The sequence below is a fragment of the Streptomyces sp. NPDC096323 genome, from assembly GCF_040302845.1.
Lineage (GTDB): Bacteria > Actinomycetota > Actinomycetes > Streptomycetales > Streptomycetaceae > Streptomyces.
This window is the reverse complement of sequence record NZ_JBEOSI010000001.1, coordinates 691196-697286: the sequence shown is the minus strand read 5'-3', so window position 1 is coordinate 697286 and position 6091 is coordinate 691196. Positions and strand designations below refer to the sequence as shown.

5 protein-coding genes are annotated in these 6091 nt (G+C 72.9%); 1 reads left to right on the top strand and 4 read right to left on the bottom strand.

The annotated features are described in order from the left end of the window. Nucleotides 1–173: 173 nt before the first annotated feature. The 4 genes from ABTX18_RS03130 to xylB form a co-directional block, all read right to left on the bottom strand. Nucleotides 174–794, bottom strand: a complete 621-nt coding sequence (locus tag ABTX18_RS03130) for a GNAT family N-acetyltransferase (protein WP_352120983.1) — start codon at nucleotides 792–794, stop codon at nucleotides 174–176. 106 nt (nucleotides 795–900) lie between these two features. Next, nucleotides 901–1725: a hypothetical protein gene (locus ABTX18_RS03125; protein WP_352120982.1), complete on the bottom strand. Its 825-nt coding sequence runs from the start codon at nucleotides 1723–1725 to the stop codon at nucleotides 901–903. Then, nucleotides 1725–2999 carry a VWA domain-containing protein gene (locus ABTX18_RS03120; RefSeq protein WP_352120981.1) on the bottom strand — a complete coding sequence of 425 codons (1275 nt, stop codon included), beginning with the start codon at nucleotides 2997–2999 and terminating at the stop codon, nucleotides 1725–1727. Before ABTX18_RS03120 ends, ABTX18_RS03125 begins: the two co-directional genes overlap by 1 nt. Nucleotides 3000–3119: 120 nt before the next feature. Continuing rightward, nucleotides 3120–4619, bottom strand: coding sequence for a xylulokinase (xylB, locus tag ABTX18_RS03115; protein ID WP_352120980.1), 1500 nt, complete (start codon nucleotides 4617–4619; stop codon nucleotides 3120–3122). Between the two features lie 254 nt (nucleotides 4620–4873). Here xylB and xylA point away from each other — a divergent pair, with 254 nt between their 5' ends. Continuing rightward, the gene (xylA, locus tag ABTX18_RS03110) at nucleotides 4874–6043 is read left to right on the top strand and encodes a xylose isomerase (RefSeq protein WP_352120979.1); all 1170 of its coding nucleotides are present in this window, start codon (nucleotides 4874–4876) and stop codon (nucleotides 6041–6043) included. The last annotated feature ends 48 nt before the right edge of the window (nucleotides 6044–6091 follow it).

Below are 6091 nucleotides of genomic sequence, written 5' to 3'. Positions count from 1 at the left end.
GTCCGCCCTGACCGCCCTGACCGCCCTGACCGCCCTGACCGCCCTGACCGCCCTGACCGCCCTGACCGCCCTGACCGCCCTGACCGCCCTGACCGCCCTGACCGCCGCGTCCGCCGCCGGCCCGTTCGCGGCCGCGCGCTGTCCGGCCCGGTGGGCGCTCGCCCTCCGGCGGATCAGACGCGTCCGGGTTCCGGGCCGAGGGCCAGGATCATGTCGAGCGACGACGCGCCGCCCGGCCCGGTGAACGTACCGACCGCTTCGAAGCCGTTCTTCTCGTAGTAGCGAAGGGCGCGGAAATTGTCGGTGAGGACTCCGCCCAACAGGATGACCCGCTTCCTTCCGAATCGGCGCGCGACCTCGGTGACCAGCGGAAAGAGCAGCGTCCCCACACCTCTGCCCTGGTAGTCGTCGGCCAGGGTGGGTCCGAACCGGCAGTCGGTTCCTTCGATGAGGGGCACTCCGGCCTTCCGGTAGCGCGCGAGGTCCGAGGGGTGCAGGCCGAGGCTGAATTCCAGCAGCCCGACGATCCTGCCGGACGCCGCTTCCTCGACGACCAGCCTGAGCTTGTCGTACCGCGCGATCGCGTCACACAGCTCCCGGGCCGTGTCGAGTCCGTATCCGTCGAACGTACTGAGCCGTCGCGACTCGGGGGACAGGCCCGCCAGAAAGCGGGCCAGGTGGCCCGCGTCGCCGTGCGCGAGGGGGCGGAAGACGACTTCCGAACCGTCCCGCAGGCGCAGGCGGCGCGTGAGGACGAGTGGATTCCCGGCGACCTCCGTCAGTGTGAGCACCACGCGCCTTCCGTCATTCGGAACCCGGTGGCACCCATCCAACAGCAGAGGACACGGCCTCCGCCGCCGGGCGGGCCGGTTGTCCGGCCCGTCCGGCGGTGACGCGTGGTCAGACGCCCGGTGGGACGTGCGACGGGCGGCCGTTGCCGCGGGTGAGCGAGTACCCGAAGACGGCCGCGAGCGCGCCGAGCACCCCGCCGCCGACCGTCCACAGCCAGCGGTCGGTCCACCAGCCGGAGGACCAGCCGTCCTCCGGCTCGCCGGCGAGGGCGACCGGGGCCGCCGACGCTCCGTCGGCTGCCTGTTCGACCGAGGAGGCGCCGGGAACCAGCGGCTTGGAGAGCGTGCCGTCGACGTCCGCGGCACCGCCCTTGTCGGCCGCCGTGACCTCGACCTCGGTCCGCACCGGCAGCCCGAGATCGGCGGAGGGCAGGTCGACGACCGTGAGGCGGACGTAATAGCTGCCGGGCAGGGGGTCGTTGGCCCACGGTTCGGACCAGGCCCTGACCGTACGCAGCACACAGGTGAGCTCGACCGTGGCGGCGTCGGCCGCGGCCTTGCCGGTCTGCTTCCCGTACATGCAGGCCTGGCGGCGGCGTAGCCCGTCGTACACATCGACCTGCCACGTCGAGGCGCCGTGCCGGGTGGCGGTCTCGGGCAGCGTGACCTTCGCCCTGACGGTGGCCCGCTGTCCGGCGTCGGCCGGGAACACCCAGTACAGGTAGTCGCCCGCGGAGGCGCCGGCGGTGGCGGTCTGGTCCTGCTCGACCGCCGTGGCGGTACGGAAGGTGGTGCCCGCCTCCGTGGGGCCCGACCCGTCACCGGATGCGCTCGGGCTTGCCGAAGGGCCGTCCGCTGTGGCGGCACCGGCCCCCGTCAGCACGGCGAGACCGGTCAGCAGCGCACTCGCGAGCACGCGTCTCGTACGGAACATCAGTGGGTCCTCCAGACAGCGACGCGCCAGCGCGAGATCCAGCCGGTCAGCAGGCCCGCGACCAGTCCGGTCAGGACGAGCACGCCGAGCAGCCACCAGCCGCGGCCGAGACCGAAAGCCGCGGGGTCGGCGGCCGCGTCGGGGGCGTCCACCAGATCGATCGTCAGCTCGACCGGCATGCCGGGAGCGGTCTTCACCGAGACGGGAGCGGAGAAGGAGTTGGAGACCTGCAGACAGACGGTCTCCGCGGCCGGCTTGGTGTCGCCGTCGTTGTCCGCCTCGGGTTTCGGATACCGCAGCCCCGACGAGATCGCGTCGGTGCGTCCTGTGCCGGACTCGGCGCCTCTGACGATCTCCCGGCCGTGCACGGTGACCGCCCGCAACAGCATGCCGTAGTCGTTGTTGACGGCGCGGTCGGCGAACACGCTTACCGAGGCGCGCAGTTCCTGGCCGGGAAACACGTCGACCCGGTACCACCGGTGCTCGGCGAACCTCTCGCGGTCGGTGTAGAGGCCCGGCTTGAGCTGCGGGGCGTCCGTGCAGCTGTCCGCGCCCTTGGTCGCGACCGGGGTCACGACGGGTGTGGCCGCCCGGTCCACCAACTGCTTGACCCGGCCGGAGAGTTCGTCGGTGTGCTGGATGGCGGTGTACGTGCCGCCGGTGGCCTCCGCGATACAGGTGAGCTGCTGGCGGATCTTCGCGTTCGGCACCAGGCCGAGGGTGTCGATGACCAGGTGGATGCCGCGCGCCGCGATGTCCCGGGCGACCTCGCACGGGTCGAGCGGGCCGCAGGTGTCCTCCCCGTCGCTGATCAGCACGATCCGGCGGGTGGAGTCGCCGCCCTCCAGGTCGTCGGCGGCGCCCAGCAGGGCCGGACCGATCGGGGTCCAGCCGGTGGGCGCCAGGGTGGCGACCGCGGTCTTTGCCTCGGTGCGGTCCAGCGGGCCTACCGGGTAGAGCTGCTTGGTGTCCTTGCAGCCCACCTTCCGGTCGTCGCCCGGGTAGTCGGCGCCGAGGGTGCGGATGCCGAGCTGCACCTGCTCGGGCACCGCGTCCAGGACCTCGTTGAACGCCTGCTTAGCCGCGGTCATGCGGGACTGGCCGTCGATGTCGCGGGTCCGCATGGAGCCGCTGACGTCGAGCACCAGCTCGACCTTGGGGGAGGCCTGGGCGGTGGTTTCATCGGCGGAGGCGGGGAGCGCCGTGCCGAGCCCGGCGGTCAGGGTGGCGAGCAGGATGCCCACCCCGACCGTCAGCCTTTTTCTTATGATCATCGCCGGATAGTAGTGAACATCTGTTCGCTATCCAAAACGGCCGCCGGCGCGCGCTGTCCACAACGGCCGTCGCCCGCCGCACGCCCTTGTGTCCGGCGGGCGACGGGACATGACAGCCGGTCAGGCGGGGAGGCCCGCCCCGCCCGCCCCGAGCAGGGGCCCGGCGGCCCGTTCCAGCACCGAGCCGACCCGCTCCCAGGTGGCCAGGTCCCTTTCGACCGCCTCCAGGTGCACCTCTTCACCCGTGTCCCAGCCGGCGGCGATGGCGACCGGGTCCGCGCCCGTGGCCGCCGCGGCGGCGAGCGCGGCCGCGCCCAGGGCGACCAGTTCCCCGCTGGAGGGCACGGTCACCGGCCGGCCGGAGAGCCGGCGCACGGTCTCCACCCATACGCGTCCCTGGGCGCCGCCGCCGATCAGGCGGAGCGGCCGGTTCGCCACCTCGGGGTCGTCCGGGTCGAGCCCGCAGGCCCGCAGCAGCTCGTCGAGCGCGCGCAGCACGGTGACGACCGCGCCCTCGTAGGCGGCGCCCAGGAGCTGCTGCGGCGTCGTGTCGTGCCGCAGCCCGGTGAGGAGACCGGAGGAGGTGGGCAGATCGGGGGTGCGCTCGCCGTCCAGGTAGGGGAGGAGCACGGCCTCGCCGCCGGGCGCCGCGTCATTGCGGTCCAGGCCCAGCAGCGCGGCCACCTTGTCCACGGCCAGGGTGCAGTTGAGGGTGCAGGCCAGCGGGAGGTACGTACCGTCCGCCGCGGCGAATCCGGCGAGCGCCGGGGAGGCCGGCCGGGCCCGGGACGCGGTGAAGACCGTGCCCGAGGTGCCGAGGCTCAGGACCGGGTGGTCGAGGAGCCCCGCGCCGCCGAGCCCGAGGCCGACGGCCGCGCTCATGTTGTCACCCGTGCCCGCGGCGACGGCGATCCCGGCGGGCAGGCCCAGCGCCTCGGCGGCCTCGGCCGTCAGGGAACCGGCGCGCGCCGCGCCGCTCGACGCCACCTCGGGCAGCAGTGCCGCGTCGATGGACAGGAGCGCGAGGAGCTCCGGGTCGTAGGCGCCCGTCGCGGTGGAGTACCAGCAGGTGCCGGACGCGTCGCCCGGGTCGGTGACGGCGCGGCCGGAGAGGCGCTCGGTCAGGAAGTCGTGCGGGAGCCGGATCGCGGCCGTCGCGGCGGCGGTCTCGGGCTCGTTCTCCCGCAGCCACTGCCACTTCGACGCGGTCATCGAGGCCACCGGAACCGAACCGGTGCGGGCGGTCCAGGCGTCGGCCCCGCCCAGCGCCGCGGTGAGCGCGGCGGCCTGCGGGGCGGAGCGGGTGTCGTTCCAGAGGAGGGCCGGGCGCAGCGGGCGGCCCGCACCGTCGAGGACGACCAGTCCGTGCTGCTGTCCCGCGACGGCGATCCCCTTGACGTCGGCGGCGGCGACGCCGGACTCCTTCAGCCCGGCGGCGACCGCGTCGCGCAGCGCCTGCCACCAGACCTCGGGGTCCGTCTCACGGGCCCCGCCCTCGCCGGTGACGACATGCGGCGCGCGCCCGACGGCGAGCAGCCGGCCGGTGGCGGCGTCGACGAACGCGGCCTTGGTGGACTGGGTGGAACTGTCCACACCGATGACGACCTCAAGCGGCGGCATGGCTGACCTCAATCTCTGGCTCAGGGGTTCCCGGGCGGTGGGCCTCGCGCTGCGGGTCTCGCCCCGCCGGGATTTGATCGTACGCAAAACAAATTACGCGATGGAGCGCGCCGGGAACAGGGCCTCTCCGGAATTTCCGGGTCGGGGGGTTACGTCGGCGGGGTGGTCCGTGCATGATTAGTCATGACAGTGAACAAATTGAGGTTCGGCCGTTCGACCGGCTGCGGACCCACGGCACCGAAGGCGGCAGGACCATGACGGAACGCTTCACGCCCACCCCGCAGGACAAGTTCACCTTCGGCCTGTGGACCGTGGGCTGGCAGGGCCGCGACCCGTTCGGGGACGCGACGCGGGAGGCGATCGACCCGGTCGACTCCGTCCAGAAGCTGGCGGAGCTGGGCGCGTACGGCGTGACCTTCCACGACGACGACCTGATCCCGTTCGGCTCGACGGACGCCGAGCGCGAAGGCATCGTGAAGCGGTTCCGCCAGTCCCTGGACGCGGCCGGACTCGTCGTCCCGATGGCGACGACGAACCTGTTCACGCACCCCGTGTTCAAGGACGGCGCCTTCACCGCCAACGACCGTGACGTCCGTCGCTATGCCCTGCGCAAGACGCTGCGCAACATCGACCTCGCCGTCGAGCTGGGCGCCACCACCTACGTCGCCTGGGGCGGCCGCGAAGGCTCCGAGTCGGGTGCCGCCAAGGACATCCGCGTCGCGCTCGACCGCATGAAGGAGGCCTTCGACCTGCTGGGCGACTACGTCACCGAGCAGGGCTACGACCTCAAGTTCGCCATCGAGCCCAAGCCGAACGAGCCGCGCGGCGACATCCTGCTCCCCACCATCGGCCACGCCCTCGCCTTCATCGAGCGCCTGGAGCGCCCCGAGATGGTGGGCGTCAACCCCGAGGTCGGCCACGAGCAGATGGCCGGGCTGAACTTCGCGCACGGCATCGCCCAGGCGCTGTGGGCGGGCAAGCTCTTCCACATCGACCTCAACGGCCAGTCCGGCATCAAGTACGACCAGGACCTCCGCTTCGGCGCCGGCGACCTGCGCCAGGCCTTCTGGCTCGTCGACCTCCTGGAGAACTCGGACTACGCCGGCCCGCGCCACTTCGACTTCAAGCCGCCGCGCACCGAGGACTACGACGGCGTCTGGGCCTCGGCCGCGGGCTGCATGCGCAACTACCTGATCCTCAAGGAGCGCGCCGCCGCCTTCCGCGCCGACCCGCAGGTCCAGGAGGCCCTGCGCGCCGCGCGTCTGGACGAGCTGGCGCAGCGGACCGCGGAGGACGGCGTGGCGGGCCTGCTGGCCGACCGCTCGGCCTTCGAGGACTTCGACGTGACGGCGGCCGCCGAGCGCGGCATGGCGTTCGAGGCGCTGGACCAGCTGGCGATGGACCACCTGCTCGGCGTCCGCTGACCCGGCGGGCCACACGGCGGCGGTGACACGAGGGGGACGGGCGCGCGC

Coding starts and splice junctions, on each gene's coding strand:
- xylA (WP_352120979.1), top strand. CDS start 4,874: ATGACGGAACGCTTCACGCCCACCCCGCAGGACAAGTTCACCTTCGGC.
- ABTX18_RS03125 (WP_352120982.1), bottom strand. CDS start 1,725: ATGTTCCGTACGAGACGCGTGCTCGCGAGTGCGCTGCTGACCGGTCTC.
- ABTX18_RS03120 (WP_352120981.1), bottom strand. CDS start 2,999: ATGATCATAAGAAAAAGGCTGACGGTCGGGGTGGGCATCCTGCTCGCC.
- xylB (WP_352120980.1), bottom strand. CDS start 4,619: ATGCCGCCGCTTGAGGTCGTCATCGGTGTGGACAGTTCCACCCAGTCC.